This is a genomic window from Streptococcus sanguinis (genome assembly GCF_019929225.1).
GTDB lineage: Bacteria > Bacillota > Bacilli > Lactobacillales > Streptococcaceae > Streptococcus > Streptococcus sanguinis_J.
This window is the reverse complement of record NZ_JAHZPA010000002.1, coordinates 118,699-139,694: the sequence shown is the minus strand read 5'-3', so window position 1 is coordinate 139,694 and position 20,996 is coordinate 118,699. Positions and strand designations below refer to the sequence as shown.

The window sequence follows — 20,996 nt, the reverse complement described above, 5'->3', positions numbered from 1 at the left end:
CATGGATATAAAAGATAATCATTCAATCAAGCTCAGCAAAGTTTTATTGACCGAATACTAACTTTCATACCTACAGTCAAACCTCTAAAAAGCAAATCATGCTCCTTAGTGAAAACAAGTTTATTTGTTTATTATACCATTTTTTATTTACCATCGCAAACAAAGCAAAAAGGCTGAACATTCAGCCTTACTTATCTTTCATAATCGGAACCCGTCCAAAGTTCTGTTCCTTAAGTGCAGGATTGCCTAGCTGATAGACCTTATCAGCCTGCTGGGTTAGACTATCCCATGGCTCCTTGCCGATACGGCTGACCAATTCAACTTTTCCTTTAAGCTGGGACAAATGCTGGCGCCCCTGCTCGGAAAAGCCTAAAATATGAACACCTGACGGAAGCTCTTCTTGCCTAGCTCCGACCAGGATATAGGTCAGCAGACGCCGGACTCTAGCCTTGGTATAGCGTTTGGTCGCCACTTGCTCAACCAACTCTTCTATAGTCTCACTGTTTTTCAGAGCCTCTCTAATCCTAACGGCCAACTCCTGGTTGACCTGATAAAAGTCCGTCAAATCCGGACAGGTCATTATCTGGTAACGGAAATAGGGAAAGAGGTCCGACCAGGTCACCTTGGATGCCATTTCAAGCAAGTGGTAGGCTGGAGTGAATTTCTTGAGAAAGTCTGGCTGATCCAACTTCTGACGAAGGGCAGTTGCGGAGGCAAATTCCTGATTAGCCGATAAGGAATGGTAGCCAGCTCCCTGACGTTGAATCGGACACAACTTTATAGTTTTTCCCGCCACAGCCTTGGCATAGGCCAAGCCCAAGATATGATTGGGCGTAGAGCCTGAAAAATTGAGCCCTGCAAATTCCTGCCACATGGATTGAGTCTTCTGGGGATAGGATAGGGAGTCAGGCAGTCCAGCTAGATAAGCCTCCATCTGCTCTGCCTTTTGACCATAGACCTTAGAAATACTCTCATAGTCCAGCACTTCCTCGGTCCCAAAAGTTAGCTGTTCGATGCCTAATTTCTCTAAGATGTCTACTGCCCCCTTAGAGAAAAAGTCTGCCGCTTGAACGCTGACCAAGAAAGGCAGCTCAAGAACCAGATCCGCTCCAGCTTCCAAAGCCATCTGTGCCCGAGTCCACTTATCCACGATAGCCGGCTCGCCTCGCTGGACAAAATTGCCGCTCATAGCGATAATTTTCAGACCAGAAGCCTGCTCCAGCAGATATTTGTGCCCATTATGAAAAGGATTAAACTCTGCGATAATACCGGTAACTGTCATCTCATTTCTCCGCCACAAAGAACCAACGAGCGCTCTTGTCAGTTGGCTCCTTGTCCTCAAAGTCTGCGTAAACCTTGACATTCTTAAAGCCAGCCTGCTCCAGCAAGATATCATAGGTCAGAATCTCATAGGTCCGCTCCTCATGCACCTCATCATGACGCGTGAAACGCCCATCCTCATCTTGGACAAAGAAGGTCAGCTCATGCACGATGGAATGAGGCGGTTCGTCCGCATAGGAATCCCAGACCATAGCAAAGGTTTCAGCATTTTCATGATAAGAATAGCCAGGAAAAACCTCGTCAATCTGGTAAATCGAGTGCACATCAAAGATAAAGCGACCGCCCTCATTTAGATGCTGGTAGACTTCGGAGAACACCTGACCGACATCGACTTCGTCCTCCATATAGCAAATCGAGTCTGAATAACAAGTCACCAAATCAAACTGACCGATGCCACTCAAATCCAGCATATTACCTTGTATAAAGGGTATGTCCAAACCGGCCTTTCTACTACGCTTTTCTGCCAAATCCAGCATTTCCTGACTCAGGTCCAACCCCGTCACATCAAAACCTGACTGCTTAAAATAAATAGACTGAATACCCGTACCGCAGGCCAGCTCCAGCAGCTTTTTCTTATCCTTGGGAAAATGACGCAGACTGAAATCCGTCCACTTCTCATACAAAGAATCATCCATAATCGCATCGTAAACCGACGCGAAGGTTTCATAAGTTGCCATATTTTTCCTTTCAAAAATAGCCCAGCCAGCAGGCTGACTGAGCTAAATTCTGCTTTCTGCCTAAAGGCAAAAAATCACTTGTTTTTTTCTTCCAATAAGGCTGCAACATCCACACCAGTTGCTTCGTGCCAGAGTTTTTCAAGATTATAGTGAGCCCGCATTTCCTCAGAAAAGACATGGACGACTACGCCACTCAGGTCCAAGAGAACCCAGCCACCAGCTGCGTCTCCCTCAACATGGCCAGCAGAAACACCAGCCGCAGCAGCTCTCTCACGGATATTTTCAGCGACCGCATCCAGCTGACGACTGTTCATAGAGCTGACGATGACAAAGTAATCTGTTACAGTAGTCAGACCTTGCAAGTCCAAAGCTACAATATCTTCTGCACGCTTTTCATCGGCCGCCTTCACGACCAGTTCCAATAATTCTTGTTCTTTCATAGTTCCTCTTTAATTAAAAATGTTTTTGTAATCTAGAACTTTCGCAAAACGTCCGTCCCAAATTTTTTGGTAAAAAGTATTTATTTTTTCTGCCGAAGCGTCTTCTCCATCAAAAGTTGTAAAAGCACCTTCTGGAATGACAAGTTTATAATCAAATTCAAATCCAACTTTAACCGATGCATCTACACAATATTCCGTCTGCATTCCACATAAAACTAGACGACCAATATCTTCTTTATCCAAGTAGTCTTTTAAACCAGTCTCTTTAAATATACTATTATACTTCTTCTGAAAGACTTTTTCGTCTGACTTCCGATTTAAGAGAGGAGACAACTCCCAAGTTTCCAATTCACTATCTTCTGGATTTTCAATATGCTGAATATAGATAATTTCGACACCTTTACTCCTAGCCTGATATTGCAGAAAGGAAATTTTAGCCATCATTTTATCAGACTGAAAACCTGTCTCCACTAAGATATTTTGTACATCTATAATGATTAGAGCTGTTTTCATTCTTCTATTTCCTTCAAATATCCTACAAAGGCATTGTAGGTCTCCAAGGTCTGCGGATAGATGGGCATTCCTTTGTGAGCTAAATGCTCCACAGTCCTTGCTGTTTCGTATGCCACGGCTTGATTGAGCGACCGCTGAGCTAGCTCTCTGGCCTTGTCCACTCCCGGAAAATCTCGGTTGTGCTCGATATAGTCAGCGACATAGACCACCTTGTCCAGCTCAGACATGGTGCTACTCCCCACTGTATGAATCTCGATGGCTCGGAGAATCTCTGCGTCTTCGATGCCTAAATCTTCCTGAATCTTGTAAATGCCCACCATGCCATGCCAGACATTATTGCCCCAGTTTTTCAGGTCAGGATCCAGCTGGTATTTGTCAATCAAGACTAGAAATTCCTTATCCGAGACCTTTTTAGCATAGTCGTGTAGGAGTCCTGCCAGACCCGCTTTTTCGACGTCAAGACCGAAGCGCTCCGCTAACTCACGGGCAGCCTTTTCCACACCCAGACAATGCCGCAGGCGCTTCTCTGGCATGACTGTTTCCATCTTAGCCAGCAAGGCCTCGCGGCTCATGCGGATATAGCTTTCATAGGTCATAGGTAAAGCTCCTCTTTCTCAATATAGTCTAAGACTGGCTGAGGCAGCAGGAAATTAGGAGTCCGTCCCTGGGCCAGAAAATCCCGCACCATACTGGAGGAAATATCCATAAGGGGGACATCTACCCAGATGACAGGGTAAGAAGTCCCCGCCTTGTAGCGCGGCCGCTGAACACCGACAAACTGAACCAGCTCAACCAGCTCATCAATCCGGTACCACTTGGGCAGGTAGTCCACCATATCCGCACCGATGATAAAGTAATAGTCTGTATCTGGATGCTGCTCTGTCAGGAGCTTCATGGTGTCGTAGGTATAGGAAATTCCCTTGCGTTCCAGCTCAATGGGCTCAATCCCTAATCCTGCAATGCCCTCGATAGCCAGCTCCAGCATTTTCAGCCGATGCTTTTCATCGATGGTCTCTTTCTTGTCCACATGGGGCGGCTCGTACTCTGGCATGAGCAGGACCTGATCTAAGCCCAACTGTTGGCGGACCTGATCTGCCACGACCAAATGGGCATTGTGAACAGGGTTGAAATTCCCGCCTAGTATACCAATCTGCTTGCGTTTTTTATCTTTAACTTCTGGTTCTAAATCCACCTTGGTAAAGGGGGTTAGTAATTCAATAGCCATAGGCTGACATCTCCACAGAAATTTTTCCTTAAATTTGCTTGACTTTGACAGAGAGTTTGCGATTTTCCTTCTTGCTGGACTGCTTGTAGAGAATCAAGATCCGGCCAATCTTCTGCACCGTATCCACTCCGATTTCCTCTTCCAGAATCTCAGCGACCTCGTGGATATTTTCATCCGTATTCTGCAAGAGCGTAACCTTAATCAGTTCTCGTGCGTCCAGTGCCTGACGGACGCTGGTTTTGATTTGGTCGTTGAGTCCATTTTTCCCAATCTGAATGATCGGCTTGAGACTATGTGCCTGACTATTGAGAAAGGCCCGTTGTTTTGATGTTAGTGTCATGTTCTTCTATAAGGCTTGAGATCAGTTAGGACCTGCTTTTCCCCACTGCTCATGGCCTTTTCCTTCCTTATTTTAAGGAGATTTATTCCCCTTGGTTTTTAAAATAATTAAATGATAGCTTTCCGAGTGACAACCGCCACACCCTCTGGCGCCCATCCGGCTACTCTGGCAGGACCACTGACTCGAATCCAACCCAGACCAGAGAAGACGATGTCTGTCTTGTCCTTGATGGTAAATTCATGCTTGACCAAGGTTGGAAATTCTTCCTTTTCCTTGCCAACTGGCGGCACTAAGAGACTGCCGACATGTTTGTCATAAAAATCGCTAGCACCTTCCAACTTGGTCCGGTGGAGCTTGAGCTCATTGTCAAAATATGCTGTGAAGCCCTGCTTGTCGCCTGCCACAAAGTCGAAACGGCCTAAACCACCCAAAAAGAGGGATTGCTCAGGATTGAGCTGGTAGGTTTTGGGCTTGATTTCCTTTTTGGGACTGATGTATTTGAGATTCTTAGCAGAAAGATAGTGAGCCATCTGGTGACGATGGATAATGCCTGGTGTATCATAGATATGACTGCCATCTGCCAAAGGAATCTCGATTTTATCCAGAGTTGTTCCCGGGAAGCGCGAAGTCGTAATAATATCCTTGTCGCCCGTGATTTCCTGAATAATGGCGTTAATCAAAGTGGACTTGCCCACATTGGTCACGCCGACTACATAAACATCACGTCCCTTGCGGCAATATTCAATCTTGTCAATCAAGTCCTTGATTGCCTGCTTGTTCTGAGCAGAAGTCAGAACTACATCAACCGGACGCAGGCCTTCTTCGTGAGCCCGCTCCGTCAGCCACTGGGTCACCTTGCTATCCTTGACCGACTTAGGCAGAATGTCCTTTTTATTCCCGACCAAGAGAACATCATTTCCAGCGACAAAGCGAGGCAGGCCAGGAATGACCGAGCCATTAAAGTCAAAAATGTCGACAACATTGACGACCAAGGCATCGCTATCTCCAACCTCATGCAGAAGCCGCAGAAAGTCATCATCCGTCAGCTGGACATCGCTGATTTCATTATAATGGCGCAGGCGGAAACAGCGCTGACAATAGAGTTCACCTGTCTCCAAGCCTTTTTCTAGAGCTGACTGAGGCGTGTAGCCCAGCTTGCCCTTATCTTCTGTCTGAATAGTGGCTCCGCAGCCGATACAGAGAAGTTCTTCCATGCTTAAATTCCTTTTTTGTATTGAATTGGACCGTATTTTTCAGTGATTTTTTTGAGCACACGGCGTTCACGCGCCCGATTGATCTGGGTCTTGATAGAATCATGCTCAACCAGTGGTTTAACCAAAATCGAACGAATTCCGGCCCGATGAGCAGCTCGAATATCCGTCATGAGCTGGTCGCCCACCATGACCACTTCCTTTTTTTTAAAATGAAAAAGCTTGAGCGCCCGGTCAATTCCCCAAGTGAAGGGTTTCATGGCCCAGTAGACATAGTCAATGTCAAACTTTTCAACAGCTCGCTTGACCCGTTTTTGGTTATTATTGGACACCACGATAATCCGAATGCCTGCATCCCGCAAATCATGGAGCCACTTCTTCATCTCTGGGGTCCCGTCAGGATTATTCCAAGCAATCAGGGTATTATCCAAATCCACCAAAACCGCTTTGATCCCCTGTCTTTTCAAACTCTCTACTGTCAAATCGTAAACTGCCTCGACCGCAAAGTCCGGCATATAATCTTCAATCGCCACATCTCTCTCCAAAAATTCGTATTCTCATTATTATAGCATAAAATGGGCTTTTTGGCACTTATAGCCTCAAGTGTTACAAAAAGGAAAAAAGATGATATTATAGTAGTGATAGTATAAATATCCTGGAGGTTTGTATGGCAGAAAAAAACAGGCAGATGCAGGCTGTTTCTCCTCTTTTGCAAAAGATTATCAACTGGTCGTCCGCCATTGGAGCTTTAGGAACGGTGGCTTTTTGCATCTGGGCCTATTTCGCTGGCATCCTCCAGTCCAAGGAAACTCTCTCAGCCTTTATCCAGCAGGCGGGCATTTGGGGTCCACCCCTCTTTATCTTGCTACAGATTCTGCAGACGGTAGTGCCCATTATCCCTGGCGCCCTGACCTCTGTTGCCGGTGTTTTCATCTACGGTCATATTGTCGGCACCATTTATAACTATATCGGTATTGTCATTGGCTGCGCCATTATATTTCACCTGGTGCGCACCTACGGTCCGGCTTTTGTTCAGTCTGTCGTCAGCAAGCGTACTTATGATAAATATATCGGCTGGCTGGATAAGGGCAACCGCTTTGAGCGCTTCTTTATCTTCATGATGATTTGGCCCATCAGTCCAGCCGACTTTCTCTGCATGCTGGCCGCCCTGACCAAGATGACTTTCAAAAAATACATGTTGATTATCCTTCTCTGCAAGCCTATCACTCTCGTCATCTATACCTACGGATTGACCTATATCATTGATTTTTTCTGGAAAATGGTCTCCAAATAAAAAGAAGTCTTATATGAACCGCACCCCAAAAGTTAGACAGAAAAAATCTAACTTTTGGGGTGTTTTTAAATGAAATTAACTTATGAGGATAAAGTTCGAATCTATGAACTAAGAAAACAAGGAATCAGCTTAAAGCGACTTTCAGAAAAATATGAAATGAACCTTTCAAAACTTTTGACATCCCAACCTCTTTCTAAATCTTTACTTATTACAGCACAATCCATAAAGAAAAATCAGCCAGTTTTGACTGATTTTCGTCTCATGATTAAGCAAAGATTTTATTCTGGCGATACCAAAATCTTGATCTGAGCCTTGTCCTGAGTCAGCTCGATAAAGCCTTCTTGCACAATATCCTCTAGCTTAATCTTCTTGGTCACAAGCTTGTCAGCAGAGAAATAACCCTGCTCCATCAGCTCCAGCACCTTAGGGAAAATATGCCGATAGGCGATAATACCCTTAAGCGATTTTTCTTGAATGGCAAATTCATTAGGGTTGATGCTAGCTTCTCGTTCCCAGATAGAAACCACCATACATTCTCCGGCCTTGTGGACAGCAGCTAAAGCTTGTCCCAGCACAACCGGCACCCCAGTCACTTCATAAGACACATCTGCCCCGCCACCAGTTAAACGCTGAACAGCAGCTACCACATCTTCACCTTCTTCTGGTCGCACAATGATGGCCCCAAGCTCCTCTGCCTTGGCTTGGCGTTCTGGAGATAATTCAACTCCATAAATCTTAGAGGCACCGGCTGCCCGCAAAGCCTCAATAATCAAGAGCCCGATTGGCCCCAAACCGAAGACAACTGCGGTATCGCCCGTCTTAAGAGCTGACTGACGAACTGCATAAACAGCCACAGCAGCAGGTTCGGTCAAGGCAGCCTGCTCATAGCTAAGGCTGTCTGGAACTTTGTGAACAATGTCTCCGTCCAAAACACAGTATTTGGCAAAACCGCCGTCTGCCGCCAAACCGACAAAGTTTAGATTAGGGTCCAGATTATAATCACCGACAAGATTATGCTTAGCTAAAATGGGCTCAACTGTCACCCGGTCGCCAACTTTGACCCGTGTCACAGCACTGCCAACCTCAACAATTTCCCCAGCAAACTCATGTCCCAAAGTTACAGGCGCTTTCTGGCCAGAGTAGACATGCTCAGTTTCCGTCGGTATAAAAATCGGTCCGTCCAGATATTCATGCAAGTCAGTTCCACAGATTCCTGTGAACTTGACCGCAATCTTGACCTGATGTGGTTTGACTTCTGGTACATCCACTTCTTCAATACGAACATCTTTAGCGCCATACCAACGCGCAGCATTCATTTTTGCCATAAACATACCTCACTTTATAATTTGTTAGCTTTATTGTAAACCCTTTCAAAAATCTTGTCAAAAGATTAGCTACATTTTCAAAAAATAGCATACAAAAAACCAGCATCAGCTGGTCATAGACTTATTCTGCAATTCTAGCAGTATAAAAAGGCAGAAGGAAGAGGAAGCTAATACAAAGAATCAAGAGAATCACACGAAGCCATCCGCCAAATAGAAGCGCAACCACTAAAGTTACTAAATAAACGGAAAAATTAGTAAAATTAGTTTCAATCAGCAAGGTTTGTCCTGCTTTAACTGTTACTGGCTTGGTTTTCATAGGAGCTGCTCCTACACGAACAACAGCTTCTTCCCCCTCAATAGGGAAGACAGCCTCATCACCATTCTTAATTGCGCCCACTTTCTGATCATTAATAAAGATTGGAAACTTTCCAATAATTCCAACAAAACCTGTCCCACGTTTCACTTTGATTTCCGACATAAAAGACTCCTTTGTTTTTTTAATTATTTTAACATAACTAATGGCTAAAGAAAAGATTAAAAACCAGCCTCACGACTGGTTTTCTACTTATTTCTATAATTTCTCCAACTCTTCATTAAGCAGTTTTTGCGCTACTTGTGGGTTGGCTTGCCCCTTAGTAGCCTTCATCAATTGACCGATCAGGGATTTAGCCGCATTCTTATTGCCGCCCTTATAGTCATTAATAGCTTTTTCATTGTTGGCAAATACTTCTTGGATGATTGGAAGAAGCTGGGCTGGGTCTGAGATTTGAATCAGGCCTGCTTTCTGCACATATTCCTTGGCAGAGCCACCGTTTTTAGCTAGATGGACAAAGACCTTCTTAGCAATCTTAGAAGAAATCGTTCCGTCTGCAATCAGAGCAATCATCTCAGTCAGGTTCTCAGGTGTCAGCTCAATATCAGAGATAGTCTTGCCTTCGGCATTGAGGTATTGAGCCACTTCTCCTTGGAGCCAGTTAGAGACAGCCTTAGCGTCACCTCCTGCGGCAAGAGCTGCTTCAAAGAAATCTGAAACTGCTTTCGTCGCTGTCAACTGCTTAGCATCGTAGTCAGACAGACCGTAATCGCCCACATACTTAGCCCGGCGCTCTTTTGGAAAGGCTGGCAGGCTACTGCGTACTTGCTCAATCCAAGCCTCTTCAATCTCAAAGATAGGTAGATCAGGCTCAGGGAAGTAACGGTAATCAGCTGAACCTTCCTTAACCCGCATAAGTAGGGTTTCACCAGTCGCTTCGTCATAACGACGGGTTTCCTGACGGATTTGGCCACCGCTGCGTAGGATTTCTGCTTGGCGTTTTTCCTCAAATGCTAGACCCTTACGAACAAAGTTGAAGGAGTTGAGGTTTTTCAGCTCAGTCTTAGTACCAAACTCTTCCTGCCCGTAAGGACGGATGGAAATATTGGCATCGACCCGCATGGAGCCCTCTTCCATCTTGACATCAGAGATCCCAGTGTACTGGATGATTTCCTTGAGGGCAGTCAGATAGGCATAAGCTTCTTCTGGACTGCGCATATCTGCTTCGGATACAATCTCAATCAGTGGCACTCCTTGGCGGTTGAGGTCCACATAAGAATAGCCGTCACTACCGTGGGTATTCTTTCCGGCATCTTCTTCCAAGTGGGCCCGCTCGATACGGATTTTTTTGGTTGTACCGTCTTCTAGCTCAATTTCAATCCAGCCATTGTAGCCAATCGGCTCATCAAACTGAGAAATTTGATAGGCTTTGGGATTGTCCGGATAGAAGTAATTCTTGCGGTCAAAGTGCATCTTTTGGTGAATATCCATGTTCAAAGCCAGAGCAGCCTTGATACCATAGTCGATAACACCTTTATTCATAACAGGCAGAACACCTGGGAAGGACCAGTCAATGATATTGGTGTTGGCATTGGGATCTTCACCGAAGTGAGCTGGAGCCGGTGAGAAAATTTTTGAATTGGTCTTCAATTCAACATGGACTTCCAGTCCGATAACTGTTTCAAAGTTCATTATTTTTCACCTCCAAAGATAACTGGCTGCTGTTTGTGATAGTCAGTCGTCGCTTCAAATGCTGCGGCTGCCTGATAGATGGTCGCTTCATCAAAGTGGTTCCCAATCAGCTGCAAGCCAACTGGAAGACCATCTGCAAAGCCGGCTGGGATTGAAATTCCAGGCAGGCCAGCCAGATTGACTGGAATGGTTAAAAGGTCAGCCAGATACATGGCCACTGGATCTTGGTTTTGACTGCCCAAGTCATAAGCTACAGTTGGTGCAGTTGGGCCTAAAATCAAATCATATTTTTCAAATACCTTGGCAAAATCCTGCATAATCAAGGTCCGAACCTGACCAGCTTTTTTGAAGTAGGCATCGTAGTAACCAGATGACAAACTGAAAGTTCCCAGCATGATGCGGCGTTTCACCTCTTCACCAAAGCCTTCACTGCGAGATTTGACATAGACATCTTCTAGATTTTCAATGCCTTCTGCGCGGTAGCCATAGCGAATACCATCAAAACGCTGCAGGTTAGAGCTAGCCTCAGAGGAAGCAATGATATAGTAAACAGCCACGCCGTACTTGCTGTGGGGCAGGCTGACTTCTTCAACGATGGCTCCTAGACTTTCCAAGTGCTTCGCCGCTGCCAGAATCGTTTCCTTGACCTTGCTGTCAATTCCCTCACCCATGTATTCCTTAGGCAAGGCAATCTTCATGCCCTTAATGTCTTGGCCAATCTTGCTGGTAAAGTCTGGCACTTCCTCTTGTGATGATGTCGAATCCTTAGGATCATTACCAGAAATAACATTCAGAAGTTGAGCATTTTCCTTAACTGTCTGAGAGAAAGGCCCAATCTGGTCTAAAGAAGAACCAAAAGCAATGAGACCAAAACGCGAAACCCGGCCGTAGGTTGGCTTGAGACCAACTACACCGTTAAAGGAAGCCGGCTGACGAATAGAACCACCCGTATCTGAACCCAGTGACAGACGGACCTGACCAGAGGCAACAGCTGTTGCTGAACCACCAGATGATCCACCAGGAACCTTGCTACTGTCCCAAGCATTCTTAGTCGTCTTAAAGTAAGAGTTTTCGCTGGAGCCCCCCATGGCGAACTCGTCCATGTTGGTCTTCCCGACGATAATCATGTCCTTACCGTAAAGCTTCTCTACGCTAGTCGCATCGAAAATCGGCTTGTAATTGTAGAGTATCTTAGAAGCAGCCGTCGTCAACATTCCCTTGGTTGAGATATTGTCCTTAACTGCCAGTGGAATGCCGCTCATAAGATTGTCAGCATCAATGCCCTTAGCATCTAGAGCCGCAGCCTGAGCCAAAGCCTCCTCTTCGCTGACAGTAATGAAGCTGTCCACAGCTGCTTCACGTTCTTTGATGTCTGCCAAAGTCGCCTGAGTTAACTCTACCGCAGAAATTTCTTTCTTGACCAGCAAGTCATGCAGTTCTTCAATGGTCTTGTGATTAAAAGTCATTAGGCATCTCCTCCGTCATCTAGGATGGCAGGCACTTTGATGTAGCCCCGCTCTTTTTCAGGTACATTTTGGAAAAGCTCTTCCCGGTTCCAGCCTGGCTGAGCCACATCTTCTCGCATATAGTTGATATTGGCAGCTACATTGGAAGTGAAAGGCACACCCTCTGTGTCCACTTCATTGAGTAATTCGACCATGTCGACAATCTTGGTTAAGGTCGTCGCAAACTCAGCCGTTTCTTCTGGTGAGAAAGCCAGTTTTGACAGCTTAGCAACGTGACTTACTTCTTCTTGAGTAATCTTCATCTCTGATTCCTTTCATAAGATATGTGAGCTTTAGCGACTAAAAATAACAATTTCTAGATGATATCTTTATTTCCAAGCTTCAGCTCACCTTTACTTTGACAAGCTAGGGACGCTCATTTATTTGCCATCCGCTAGCTCTTTTCTTCAGCTTCTTCCTGCCATTCTTCAGGAATTCGCATCATTTCATTTTACCATATTTCAGGCTAATTCTTCAATTCCAAATGCAGTTCTTTGAGCTGTCTTTGGTCAACCAAACTCGGACTTTCCAGCATAGGGTCAAAGCCAGTACCATTTTTTGGAAAAGCGATGACTTGGCGGATATTTTCTTCCCCAGCCAAAATCATAACCAAGCGATCTAAGCCCAGAGCCAAGCCGCCGTGTGGTGGGAAGCCGTATTCTAAGGCTTCCAGGAAGAAACCAAAGCCCCGTTCATAGTCTTCTCGGCTCATGCCTAAAAGCTCAAACATAGCTTCCTGAGCCTTCCGGTCATGAATCCGCAGACTCCCACCGCCAATTTCATAGCCATTCAAGACGATGTCGTAGGCATGGCTGCGGAATTGGTCTGGCTCCTGTCCATCTTCAAAAATCCCCTGTGTGAAAGGATGGTGCATGGCTTGATAGCGATTTTGGTCTTCATTCCACTCCAGCAGCGGCCAATCCACAACCCAGAGGAAATGAAGCAGACTCGGGTCAATCAAATCTAAAGCTTTTGCGACTTCTATACGCAGATGTCCCAAAGCTTCCTGAGCCCGACGCTTCTTGGCCATGACTAGCAGAATCAAATCTCCATCCTTGGCCTCAAAACGTGCTAGTAAATCCTGACTCTCAGCCTCAAAGGTACTAGCCAAATCCCCAACCAACTGGCCATTTTCAACCTTTAGATTGGCAAAACGACTGCAACCAAATTCCTTCATTTCCTGATAGTAGTGACTCAGTTGTTTCTTACTAAAAGCACTAGCCGCATCTGGCACACAAATTCCCATCACTTCCTCTTGATTATCCAAGGCTTTCTTGATGAGCAGCGAATCATTGGACTGACACAAATCCGTCAAACTCTTTAGCTCTAAACCAAAGCGCGTATCTGGCTTATCAGAACCAAAGCGGCTCATAGCCTCTTCATAGCTGATAGTCAGAAAATCTTCTGTCAACTCTAAACCATGAGTTTTCTTAACAACAGCCTTGAGCATAGCTTCAACCAAAGCTCGGATTTCTTCCTCACTGGCAAAACTCAGCTCCAGATCCACCTGGGTAAACTCTGGCTGGCGATCCCCCCGCAGGTCTTCGTCACGGAAGCATCGAACAATCTGATAATAGCGCTCGAGGCCAGCTCCCATCAGCAACTGCTTGAGCATCTGCGGGCTCTGTGGCAAAGCGTAGAACTGATTTTTAAAGACCCGACTAGGAACTAAGAAATCCCTAGCCCCTTCTGGTGTTGACTTGGTCAGATAAGGCGTCTCCACTTCCAAAAAGTCCAAACCGTTCAAATATTCCCGTATGGTTGAGGTGACCTGGTGACGAAGTTTGAGGTTATGTGTCATCTTCTCACGGCGCAAGTCCAGGTAGCGGTATTTCTGACGCAGGTCTTCCCCTGTATGGGCATGCTGGTCCAGCTCAAAAGGCAGGGCCTTACTGCTAGCAATAACCTCAATCTTCTCTGCCCTCAGCTCAACCTGACCAGACTTGATGGACTTATTGACAAAGCGCTCTTCCCGCTGAACTACTTGCCCAGTCACTGCGATGACATCCTCTTTGCCAATGTCTTCCAGCTTGGCAAAATCTTCAATCTCACCGCCAACAAAGACCTGAAGCAATCCCTCGCGATCCCGCAATTCAATAAAGGCCAGCTTACCGTGATTTCGGATATTGGCCACCCAGCCAGTTGCGGTCATGGTCTGTCCGACCTGTTCTAAACCATAGTTTCCGATAAAAATTTCTTTCATGTTCTTTCCCTCTCAAATCAATTAGTAGCTCCGCCCTGTTGTTCAGGATATTTACTATATTTCCCCATCGTCTTCACTGGACCTACTGCAAAATAAAAAGCTTTCGTCTCTAAAACAGACGAAAGCCGTGGTACCACTGTTATTCGCCGCCCTAAAAGGCAGCCTCTGAGCTCGTAACGTGAGCGACGTTTGTGCTTAATCACACAAAAGATTACGAAACATGTTCTTCGGTTTTTGCTTTCTTGGTGCTGCTCTCAGCTATCAGCACTCTCTGTGCAAGTCAGCAAGCCTACTCTGCTTCTCTTTTACTCTTAAATTGTATCTATTATAGTCGAACCCAGGACATTTTGCAAGTGGTTTAAGGCAAATTTGTGATTTTCCTCTGACAGAGAAGCTACAGCTGGCTCTACCACCTGAATCTGATAACCAAGATTATAGGCATCAATCGCTGTATGCAAGACGCAAATATCCGTCAAGACCCCTGTCAAAATAACCGTATCTACCTTTCTTTCCCGCAGGCGGATATCTAAATCCGTACCAGAAAAAGCAGAATAATGGCGCTTATCCATCCAAAAGACCCGAGAGTCTGCTTGATACTTCTCATAAAAATCAGCCAAAGGACCATAAAGATTGCGACCGCTGGTCCCTTTGATATTGTGAGGTGGAAACAGCTTACTCTCAGGGTGAAAGGAATCATTCTCATCATGGGCATCAATAGCAAAGAAGATATAATCGCCTCTGTCAAAAGCTGCCTCTGTCACTTGAGCAATGGCTTCAGAAATTGCCTGAGCGGGCGCTCCTGCTGTCAACTTGCCCTCATCTGCGACAAAATCAACTGTATAATCAATGGAAATCAGTGCTTTAGCCATTAGTAGTCCCTCTTTTTAATTTCATCAAAGACATCCGGAATCAGGACTTTCAGATAAGTTCCCTTCATCCCTAGCGAGCGGCTTTCAATAATCCCAGCACTTTCCAGCTTGCGCAAGGCATTAACAATCACTGAGCGGGTAATCCCAATGCGATCAGCAATGACAGATGCAGTCAGCTGGCCTTCATTGCCATTCAGCTCGCCCAAAATTGCTGAAACAGCTCTCAGTTCTGAGTAAGACAGGGTATTGACTGCCATGGTCACTGCCGTCCGGCGGCGGATATTTTTCTCATCCTCTTCCCGCTGGAAGTTAAGCAGCTGGATACCAACCACTGTGCTGGCAATCTCAACCAAAATCAGATCATCGTCCGCAAATTCCTTGTCATTACGCCAGATAATCAATGACCCTAAACGAATCCCTGAAACATGAATGGGAGCAATGGTAGTCAGGCCATCTGGAAAATCATCCTTGGTCTCTACCGGAAAAATCGTCAAATCATGCGTAACCGGTAGATTAGCCTCCGTTTCATAGATCAGATTGGCTTCTTGGACATACTCCTCTGGGAAATTCTTATCTTGGAAAAAAGCTTCCACACGGTCATTATTGGTCTTATATCGCATGAAATAGCCTAGAAGACGTCCCTTGCTATTGATAATGCAAGCATTGCAGTGGATAATATCAGCCAACTGACGCGTAATAGCATTATAGGGCAAATCTTCCTGCATCTGCTCTTCCGAGCGCTTCAGAATAGACGTAATTTTTCGTGTTTTTTCTAGTAAATCGGCCATATTTTTACCTCATATTTATTAGCTTCATTGTAACATAAAAGCAGTGAAATTTCAATAATTATCTGAAAATTTTTTATTGAAAAACAATTACATACAATTCTATAAAATAAAGAATTTTTCAAGTATATGACTTGATATATCAAGCCATATCAAACAAAAAACAGTCAAGAATTTGACTGTTTTTGATTGATTTTGTTCTTTCTAATCAAGAGAACGTTTCTTGTAGAACAATTTCATAGCCATGAGCAGAAGCATTTGGCCTGCAAGAATGAGCCAAGAAGAGTTTTCCCCTGTCTTAGGCAAGGCATGACCTGAAGCAGCTGCCTGTTTATGATTTATAGGGCTAGCATTTCCAGTAGTTCCAAGAGCTGTATGCTGAGGATCTCCTGCTTGTCTAGTAAGCGGAGAGCGAGCGAAGCGCTCCTCTGTGTGAGCCAAAACAGACTGATAATAGCGAATATCTTCTTCCTTATTTTGCTCAGCATATGTTTGAGCTAGCAAGTCGTAGGTCGCCTTAGCTTGTGCTTGAACCGCAGTTAAAACTGCTACTTTTGCTTCTTGATCTGTTTGAGCTGTAAGAGCTGCTTGGTAAGCAGCCTGAGCTGCGGCTAGTTTGGTTTTAGCTTGTTCCAAGTTTTCTTCTGCATTTTCAAGATTTGACAATGACTCTTTAGCCATTTGCAAAGCTGCTTCAGCATCTGTAACAGCTTTTTCAAGATTAGTCTTTCTTTCTTTTGCTGCATTCAAAGCTGCGTCTAGCTGAGCCAACTTATCTGATTCAGTTTTTAGAGCTTCTTGAGCTGCGGCAACTGTCGCTTGAACAGCAGTCAGAGATTCTTGGGCCTGAGTTAATTTTTCTGCTTTAGTCTTGTCATCCAAGTTTGAATTTTGCAGGGCTGCTTGTGCTGCTGCCAAAACCGCTTGATCAGCTGCCAACTTCTCTTGAGCTGCAGCAAGAGCTGCTTGTGCCTGAGCAGTTGCTGACTCACCTGCTTGAGCTTGTACCTGAGCCAGTTGCTGGTTGGCTTGCTCTAAGGCTGCGGCCTTCCGATTGTAAGTGGTTTGAGCAACTCCCTTAGATGCCAGAGCCAGTTGATTGGCCTTGAAGGCAGCGTCATAGGCAGTTTGAGCCTGAGCTACTTCCTGCGGATCTACTTTTGCTGTTGCAGCTTTGCCTGTAATCGGGCTGGCATTGAAGTTCTTTTTGCTGGCATATTTGACTTGATCTTCTGACACCATGGTGAAATGAGCCATAGTGATGTCGCTTTCCATTGAGAAATCAACACCCAGATAGTTTTTCTGGCGACCAGTATTGAGACCAGAGATAGATGTAGCATGCAGCCATTCATAGCCATTAAACATGAATTCAACAACGGAATCATAGATTCGTCTCTTCATTTCAGCCACACTCATTTGGCCAGCTTTTTCTCTCCAAATATAAGCGTTTTCATAATACTGGAGACCTTTGCTCTCTTGCTCAGCACTTGTGGTCATTAAACCATATTCACGCGCTACGCGGTTAATTGCTTTAGCATCGTGATGGTATTTCTCCATCAAATCCCAGTTCCAGTTGTCTTTGCGGTATTCTGTTGCCACCTTATCAGCGAAATCAATTGATGACGGTGTCACAACTACTTCACCTGTTCCCATCTGAGTGCGCAGCTGGTTGATGAGTTCTGAAGCAAACTGTGAAAGTTCCTGACGAACATTCTGTGGAATATTATTGGTATCAATCAAAGCTTTGCTATCTGTAGGATCCGCTACATAACGATTGAGAGCCTTAGCACTGGCATTAAGTGCAGCCAGTCTATTTTGAATCTCATTAGTTTTTTGCTCTGATAAATTCGGTGCAATTAGTTCTCTCAAGGCTGCAATGTATTCCGGAGTCATTGACACACGGTTTTTATTGCTAGAAGCTTCAGTAGTAATTTTTCCAGCTTGAGCCTTTTGCAAAGCCTGTTGAGCTTGGTTCAAGTCTGACTGAGTCTTCTCAGCTGCAGCAGTTTTTTCCTGCAAGTTCTTTTGAGAAGCATCACGAGCCATCTTAGCCTGAGTCTGGTTGGTCTGAGCTTTTGCAACCTCAGCCTGCTTCTGACTGTCAGTCTGACGAGCTGTAGCTACTTTTGCTTGAGCTGTTTCAACAGCAGACTGGTCAGCTGCCACCTTATCTTGGGCTGCTTTCACATTCTTTTCTGCCTTCGATGTAGCGTCCCCACTTAGGCTGGCCTGAGCTTCCTTCACGTCATTTTGAGCTTCAAAAAGGCGTCCTTCTTGAGCTTTCGCTTGCTCTTGAGCTTCTTTAGTCTTGGCTGCCTGAGCATCGCGCTCAGCTTCAGCCGCCTTAGTTGCTTGGTCAGCTTTAGCCAGTTCTGACTTATTGCTGTCCACTTGAGCTTTTTGATTGCTCTCTTCTTGCTTAGCTGTTTCAATAGCTTCCGGACCAGCTTTATCAGCTGCCTCCTGTGCCCGGTTAGCTTCAGCTTGTGCTTGCTCGACCTGACTTTGAGCTGCGGCAGTATTTGCCTGAGCTTGAGCCAAATCAGCTTTCCCTTGTGCAACATTGCTGTCGGCTTCTTGTACAAGAGCCTGAGCAGCGTCTACCTGTTCTTTCGAAACAGATTCATCCTTCTGTGTGTTTTCTGCCTGTGGTTGGCTTTGACTAACGGGCGCATCAGAATAAGACTGATTATCAACTAATTGATCAGCCTGAACTCCTTCTGCGAGCACCAAAGACAATGCCGCTGCACTGACAGAAAAAGCACTAAGTGTCTTTTTCATTGTCAATATAATCTCCTCCACTTTTTCATCATTGTTAAAAACATTGACAAACACATTCTACCATGTTTGTCTTCTGGAAGGAAGACGCTAACACATTTTTTTAAGCATTTTTAGACAGATGCATAAAAAATGTTGGACAAAGTCCTAAAAAATGTTGGTAAAATCACCTATAATTTTTTACCAATTGACCTGAAATTCGTTTTCCAGAGCATCTTGTTTTTTTATTTTTGCAATTCAAAGACAGCCATCGGACTAAAAAATATGTAAGATAGATAAGAAAAAGGCCGGAACCTTGTCCAGCCTTTTTGTAGCATCCGCTTATTAACGGCGATATTGGCGCAAGAAGCGCGTCATTTTTTCTTGGATTTGAGCTAGCTCATCTACTCGAGGCAGATAAACGATGCGGAAATGATCTGGGTCCTTCCAGTTAAAGCCTCGTCCATGAACGAGAAGGACTTTCTCCTGCTTGAGGAAATTGAGCACAAACTGCTCATCATCGTCGATATGATACATGTTCCGGTCAATTTTCGGGAAAATATAGAGACCAGCTTTAGGTTTTACAGCTGACAGTCCCGGGATGTCCTGAATAGCCTGATAGATGAAATTACGCTGTTCATAGATACGACCACCTGGCAAAAGCAGTTCATCCACAGATTGGTGACCGCCAAGTGAGGTTTGGACGACCTGTTGAGCCAAGACATTGGAGCACAGGCGCATATTGGAGAGCATGTTTAACCCTTCGATATAACCCTTAACATGGTGCTTAGGTCCAGATAGCACCATCCAGCCAACACGGAAGCCTGCGATGCGGTGCGACTTGGAAAGACCATTCATGCTGACACAGAAGATATCAGGAGCCAGACTAGCCACAGACGTATGGACATTGCCATCCATCACCATGCGGTCATAAATTTCATCCGCAAAAATAATGAGATTATTTTGGCGAGCAATTTCCACAATTTCCAGCAGCAGTTCCTTAGGATAAAGTGCCCCTGTTGGATTGTTAGGGTTGATGATAATGATAGCCTTGGTATTAGATGTGATTTTTGACTTGATATCGTCAATATCTGGATACCATTCTGCCTGCTCATCACAAACATAGTGAACAGCATTCCCACCAGCCAGACTGACTGCAGCCGTCCAGAGTGGATAGTCTGGCATTGGTACCAGCACCTCGTCCCCGTCATCCAGCAAGCCCTGCATGGACATGACAATCAGTTCGCTGACACCATTTCCCAGATAAATGTCATCAATATCTACATTAGGAAAATTCTTAAGCTGGCAGTACTGCATGATAGCCTTACGGGCTGAAAAAATCCCCTTGGAGTCAGAGTAACCCTCACTGTCACGCGCATTCATAATCAAATCATGAATGACCTCATCAGGAGCGGTAAAACCAAATTCAGCCGGATTTCCTGTATTGAGGCGGAGAATCTTTTCACCGTTGGCCCGCATGCGCATAGCTTCATCCAAAACCGGACCGCGAATATCATAGGCAACATGTTCCAGCTTGCTGGACTTGTCAAATTCTTTCATTCTTATTTTTCCTCTATTCATCAGAATGTTATCATTATACCACCAGAAAAAGCGATTGACAACAAAAAAATAAGCTCACTTTTCACGCGATTATGAAGCGATTTATAAGATAAAGAGCACTATTCCTTTTCTAATTCCTCAAAGTAAAGGAATCTTTTTCTGCTTGCAATTTTCTGACAGCATTTCCATTTTATCTTTACTTTTTTTCTGAAAAGGGTTACAATAGAAACAAGAAAATAGTTGCAAATCACTCGGACGTTATGGACTGATTGATTTTTGGTCAGCCCAATCATTCTGTGAATGATGCGACGTCCTTTGCCGACCATTTTAAAGGAGGTAGCTCTATGACTCAGAAATATGAAAACATTATGGTTGCTGTGGACGGTTCTCACGAATCCGAACTAGCCTTTGAAAAAGGTGTTAACGTAGCTCTCCGAAACGGCTCTCGTCTCACCATCGCCCACGTCATTGACACCCGGGCTTTGCAAAGTGTCTCAACCTTTGATGCAGATGTCTACGAGGACTTACAAGAAGATGCTAAAAAGCTGACAGCAGAACTGAAAGAAAAGGCTCAAAAATCCGGTATCAAGTATGTTAACATTGTCATTGAGATGGGCAATCCCAAGACTCTCTTGGCTACAGATATCCCAGAAGAGCACAAGGTAGATCTGATCATGGTCGGTGCTACCGGTCTCAATGCCTTTGAACGGCTGCTAGTCGGCTCTTCCTCCGAATATATCCTGCGTCATGCCAAGGTTGACTTGCTGGTGGTCAGAGACCCAGAAAAAACTTTATAAAAACTAGAGCAGATGTGTAGTACACATCTGCTCTAGTTTTTTTGTTTATGAGAGGGATGATGATTATGATACGAAAAGGGCAAGGAAAGCATCCTACCCTAAATTCTTTATACTAGATTAATCTTCTAAAATCACAGGAAAAGTATCTT

The 20,996-nt window shown here is 44.9% G+C and carries 21 protein-coding genes and 1 pseudogene; 3 read left to right on the top strand and 19 right to left on the bottom strand.

Features of this window, described 5'->3' with window-relative positions; translation table 11 throughout:
* Positions 1–187: 187 nt before the first annotated feature.
* The 9 genes from K1I80_RS05200 to K1I80_RS05160 form a co-directional block, all read right to left on the bottom strand.
* Complete coding sequence (locus K1I80_RS05200) at positions 188–1,282, bottom strand: nucleotidyltransferase (RefSeq protein WP_223312225.1); 1,095 nt, start codon at positions 1,280–1,282, stop codon at positions 188–190.
* Between the two features lies 1 nt (position 1,283).
* A complete protein-coding gene (locus K1I80_RS05195; RefSeq protein WP_223312224.1) occupies positions 1,284–2,018 on the bottom strand; it encodes a class I SAM-dependent DNA methyltransferase in 735 nt (244 codons plus the stop codon).
* A gap of 74 nt (positions 2,019–2,092) precedes the next feature.
* Complete coding sequence (rsfS, locus tag K1I80_RS05190) at positions 2,093–2,458, bottom strand: ribosome silencing factor (RefSeq protein ID WP_223312223.1); 366 nt, start codon at positions 2,456–2,458, stop codon at positions 2,093–2,095.
* 9 nt (positions 2,459–2,467) lie between these two features.
* A complete protein-coding gene (locus K1I80_RS05185) occupies positions 2,468–2,971 on the bottom strand; it encodes a cysteine hydrolase family protein (protein ID WP_223312222.1) in 504 nt (167 codons plus the stop codon).
* Positions 2,968–3,567 carry a bis(5'-nucleosyl)-tetraphosphatase (symmetrical) YqeK gene (gene yqeK, locus K1I80_RS05180; protein WP_223312221.1) on the bottom strand — a complete coding sequence of 200 codons (600 nt, stop codon included), beginning with the start codon at positions 3,565–3,567 and terminating at the stop codon, positions 2,968–2,970. The genes K1I80_RS05185 and yqeK overlap by 4 nt, the downstream gene beginning before the upstream one ends.
* Positions 3,564–4,196, bottom strand: a complete 633-nt coding sequence (locus K1I80_RS05175; protein WP_223312220.1) for a nicotinate-nucleotide adenylyltransferase — start codon at positions 4,194–4,196, stop codon at positions 3,564–3,566. Before K1I80_RS05175 ends, yqeK begins: the two co-directional genes overlap by 4 nt.
* A gap of 28 nt (positions 4,197–4,224) precedes the next feature.
* Entirely contained in the window at positions 4,225–4,536 is a 312-nt protein-coding gene (gene yhbY / locus K1I80_RS05170; protein ID WP_002896287.1) for a ribosome assembly RNA-binding protein YhbY, read from the bottom strand.
* Positions 4,537–4,643: 107 nt separating this feature from the next.
* Entirely contained in the window at positions 4,644–5,750 is a 1,107-nt protein-coding gene (yqeH, locus tag K1I80_RS05165; protein ID WP_223312219.1) for a ribosome biogenesis GTPase YqeH, read from the bottom strand.
* A 2-nt stretch (positions 5,751–5,752) separates the two neighbouring features.
* A complete protein-coding gene (locus K1I80_RS05160; RefSeq protein ID WP_032907201.1) occupies positions 5,753–6,280 on the bottom strand; it encodes a YqeG family HAD IIIA-type phosphatase in 528 nt (175 codons plus the stop codon).
* A 134-nt stretch (positions 6,281–6,414) separates the two neighbouring features.
* Here K1I80_RS05160 and K1I80_RS05155 point away from each other — a divergent pair, with 134 nt between their 5' ends.
* Together K1I80_RS05155 and K1I80_RS05150 are read left to right on the top strand one after the other, a co-directional pair.
* Positions 6,415–7,041, top strand: a complete 627-nt coding sequence (locus K1I80_RS05155) for a TVP38/TMEM64 family protein (protein WP_223313194.1) — start codon at positions 6,415–6,417, stop codon at positions 7,039–7,041.
* Between the two features lie 69 nt (positions 7,042–7,110).
* Positions 7,111–7,215, top strand: a pseudogene (locus K1I80_RS05150) (transposase); the annotation flags it as partial.
* Positions 7,216–7,319: 104 nt separating this feature from the next.
* On the opposite strand, the gene K1I80_RS05145 reads toward K1I80_RS05150, so the two are convergent.
* The 10 genes from K1I80_RS05145 to K1I80_RS05100 all read right to left on the bottom strand — a co-directional run bounded on the left by K1I80_RS05145 (position 7,320) and on the right by K1I80_RS05100 (position 20,050).
* On the bottom strand, positions 7,320–8,366 hold the full coding sequence (locus K1I80_RS05145; RefSeq protein ID WP_223313193.1) for a 2,3-butanediol dehydrogenase: 1,047 nt from the start codon (positions 8,364–8,366) through the stop codon (positions 7,320–7,322).
* A 121-nt stretch (positions 8,367–8,487) separates the two neighbouring features.
* A complete protein-coding gene (locus tag K1I80_RS05140) occupies positions 8,488–8,844 on the bottom strand; it encodes a hypothetical protein (RefSeq protein ID WP_048772565.1) in 357 nt (118 codons plus the stop codon).
* A 93-nt stretch (positions 8,845–8,937) separates the two neighbouring features.
* Positions 8,938–10,371 (bottom strand): Asp-tRNA(Asn)/Glu-tRNA(Gln) amidotransferase subunit GatB, encoded by a 1,434-nt coding sequence (gene gatB, locus K1I80_RS05135; protein ID WP_223313192.1) that lies wholly within the window; start codon positions 10,369–10,371, stop codon positions 8,938–8,940.
* On the bottom strand, positions 10,371–11,837 hold the full coding sequence (gene gatA / locus K1I80_RS05130; RefSeq protein ID WP_125381932.1) for an Asp-tRNA(Asn)/Glu-tRNA(Gln) amidotransferase subunit GatA: 1,467 nt from the start codon (positions 11,835–11,837) through the stop codon (positions 10,371–10,373). The genes gatB and gatA overlap by 1 nt, the downstream gene beginning before the upstream one ends.
* Positions 11,837–12,139: an Asp-tRNA(Asn)/Glu-tRNA(Gln) amidotransferase subunit GatC gene (gene gatC / locus K1I80_RS05125; protein ID WP_002896305.1), complete on the bottom strand. Its 303-nt coding sequence runs from the start codon at positions 12,137–12,139 to the stop codon at positions 11,837–11,839. Before gatC ends, gatA begins: the two co-directional genes overlap by 1 nt.
* A 203-nt stretch (positions 12,140–12,342) precedes the next feature.
* Positions 12,343–14,079, bottom strand: a complete 1,737-nt coding sequence (aspS, locus tag K1I80_RS05120; protein WP_223313191.1) for an aspartate--tRNA ligase — start codon at positions 14,077–14,079, stop codon at positions 12,343–12,345.
* A gap of 311 nt (positions 14,080–14,390) precedes the next feature.
* Positions 14,391–14,948, bottom strand: coding sequence for a cysteine hydrolase family protein (locus K1I80_RS05115; protein WP_223313190.1), 558 nt, complete (start codon positions 14,946–14,948; stop codon positions 14,391–14,393).
* Positions 14,948–15,736: a GTP-sensing pleiotropic transcriptional regulator CodY gene (gene codY, locus K1I80_RS05110; RefSeq protein ID WP_223313189.1), complete on the bottom strand. Its 789-nt coding sequence runs from the start codon at positions 15,734–15,736 to the stop codon at positions 14,948–14,950. Before codY ends, K1I80_RS05115 begins: the two co-directional genes overlap by 1 nt.
* Positions 15,737–15,937: 201 nt before the next feature.
* Positions 15,938–18,514, bottom strand: a complete 2,577-nt coding sequence (locus K1I80_RS05105) for an SEC10/PgrA surface exclusion domain-containing protein (protein WP_223313188.1) — start codon at positions 18,512–18,514, stop codon at positions 15,938–15,940.
* Positions 18,515–18,835: 321 nt separating this feature from the next.
* On the bottom strand, positions 18,836–20,050 hold the full coding sequence (locus tag K1I80_RS05100) for a pyridoxal phosphate-dependent aminotransferase (RefSeq protein WP_009659361.1): 1,215 nt from the start codon (positions 20,048–20,050) through the stop codon (positions 18,836–18,838).
* A 344-nt stretch (positions 20,051–20,394) separates the two neighbouring features.
* Here K1I80_RS05100 and K1I80_RS05095 point away from each other — a divergent pair, with 344 nt between their 5' ends.
* On the top strand, positions 20,395–20,847 hold the full coding sequence (locus K1I80_RS05095; protein ID WP_049544232.1) for a universal stress protein: 453 nt from the start codon (positions 20,395–20,397) through the stop codon (positions 20,845–20,847).
* Positions 20,848–20,996: the final 149 nt, after the last annotated feature.

Excerpts from the sequence above, each read along its gene's own strand:
- K1I80_RS05200 (WP_223312225.1), bottom strand. The coding sequence starts at position 1,282 with ATGACAGTTACCGGTATTATCGCAGAGTTTAATCCTTTTCATAATGGG.
- K1I80_RS05195 (WP_223312224.1), bottom strand. The coding sequence starts at position 2,018 with ATGGCAACTTATGAAACCTTCGCGTCGGTTTACGATGCGATTATGGAT.
- rsfS (WP_223312223.1), bottom strand. The coding sequence starts at position 2,458 with ATGAAAGAACAAGAATTATTGGAACTGGTCGTGAAGGCGGCCGATGAA.
- K1I80_RS05185 (WP_223312222.1), bottom strand. The coding sequence starts at position 2,971 with ATGAAAACAGCTCTAATCATTATAGATGTACAAAATATCTTAGTGGAG.
- yqeK (WP_223312221.1), bottom strand. The coding sequence starts at position 3,567 with ATGACCTATGAAAGCTATATCCGCATGAGCCGCGAGGCCTTGCTGGCT.
- K1I80_RS05175 (WP_223312220.1), bottom strand. The coding sequence starts at position 4,196 with ATGGCTATTGAATTACTAACCCCCTTTACCAAGGTGGATTTAGAACCA.
- yhbY (WP_002896287.1), bottom strand. The coding sequence starts at position 4,536 with ATGACACTAACATCAAAACAACGGGCCTTTCTCAATAGTCAGGCACAT.
- yqeH (WP_223312219.1), bottom strand. The coding sequence starts at position 5,750 with ATGGAAGAACTTCTCTGTATCGGCTGCGGAGCCACTATTCAGACAGAA.
- K1I80_RS05155 (WP_223313194.1), top strand. The coding sequence starts at position 6,415 with ATGGCAGAAAAAAACAGGCAGATGCAGGCTGTTTCTCCTCTTTTGCAA.
- K1I80_RS05145 (WP_223313193.1), bottom strand. The coding sequence starts at position 8,366 with ATGGCAAAAATGAATGCTGCGCGTTGGTATGGCGCTAAAGATGTTCGT.
- K1I80_RS05140 (WP_048772565.1), bottom strand. The coding sequence starts at position 8,844 with ATGTCGGAAATCAAAGTGAAACGTGGGACAGGTTTTGTTGGAATTATT.
- gatB (WP_223313192.1), bottom strand. The coding sequence starts at position 10,371 with ATGAACTTTGAAACAGTTATCGGACTGGAAGTCCATGTTGAATTGAAG.
- gatA (WP_125381932.1), bottom strand. The coding sequence starts at position 11,837 with ATGACTTTTAATCACAAGACCATTGAAGAACTGCATGACTTGCTGGTC.
- gatC (WP_002896305.1), bottom strand. The coding sequence starts at position 12,139 with ATGAAGATTACTCAAGAAGAAGTAAGTCACGTTGCTAAGCTGTCAAAA.
- aspS (WP_223313191.1), bottom strand. The coding sequence starts at position 14,079 with ATGAAAGAAATTTTTATCGGAAACTATGGTTTAGAACAGGTCGGACAG.
- K1I80_RS05115 (WP_223313190.1), bottom strand. The coding sequence starts at position 14,948 with ATGGCTAAAGCACTGATTTCCATTGATTATACAGTTGATTTTGTCGCA.
- codY (WP_223313189.1), bottom strand. The coding sequence starts at position 15,736 with ATGGCCGATTTACTAGAAAAAACACGAAAAATTACGTCTATTCTGAAG.
- K1I80_RS05105 (WP_223313188.1), bottom strand. The coding sequence starts at position 18,514 with ATGAAAAAGACACTTAGTGCTTTTTCTGTCAGTGCAGCGGCATTGTCT.
- K1I80_RS05100 (WP_009659361.1), bottom strand. The coding sequence starts at position 20,050 with ATGAAAGAATTTGACAAGTCCAGCAAGCTGGAACATGTTGCCTATGAT.
- K1I80_RS05095 (WP_049544232.1), top strand. The coding sequence starts at position 20,395 with ATGACTCAGAAATATGAAAACATTATGGTTGCTGTGGACGGTTCTCAC.